Raw genomic sequence first — 554 nt, forward strand, 5'->3', positions numbered from 1 at the left:
TTATCGCAGCTTATCACGTCCTTCTTCGCCTCTGAGAGCCTAGGTATCCTCCATGCGCCCTTAATTCGCTTACATGTTTTTTATCTTATTCTCTTTTGCTTCTCAATATGTCAATGAACTCGTTACCTTCCTTTGAAGATAATGTGGAGAATAACGGATTCGAACCGTTGACCCCCTGCGTGCAAGGCAGGTGCTCTAGCCAGCTGAGCTAATCCCCCAAGTATTTTTTGTTTTTTTCGGAGTGCAAAAGTAGTGTAATTAAATTACTTATCCTAATGCTATTCCAATGTTTTTTTTTAAATTTAGTGGGCCTGCGTGGACTCGAACCACGGACCTCTACATTATCAGTGTAGCGCTCTAACCACCTGAGCTACAAGCCCCTACATTTAAAAATATATGATAAAGATAAACTAAAAGCAGAGTTTCTCGTCTCCAGAAAGGAGGTGTTCCAGCCGCACCTTCCGGTACGGCTACCTTGTTACGACTTAGCCCCAGTCGCCGATTTTACCCTAACGGTGTCTTTAACCTACCGCTTCAGGTCTCCCCGACTCCCA

General features: G+C 44.2%; 2 tRNA genes and 1 rRNA gene. All 3 read right to left on the reverse strand.

From position 1 onward, the window contains the following. Positions 1-144: 144 nt before the first annotated feature. Positions 145-218 (reverse strand) — tRNA-Ala (locus FZF08_RS31460). Positions 219-306: 88 nt separating this feature from the next. Next, a tRNA-Ile gene (locus tag FZF08_RS31465) sits at positions 307-380 on the reverse strand. A 56-nt stretch (positions 381-436) separates the two neighbouring features. Then, positions 437-554: ribosomal RNA gene (locus FZF08_RS31470) — 16S ribosomal RNA — on the reverse strand; the annotation flags it as partial.

It is taken from the genome of Dyadobacter sp. 3J3, assembly GCF_009801115.1.
Classification (GTDB): domain Bacteria; phylum Bacteroidota; class Bacteroidia; order Cytophagales; family Spirosomataceae; genus Dyadobacter.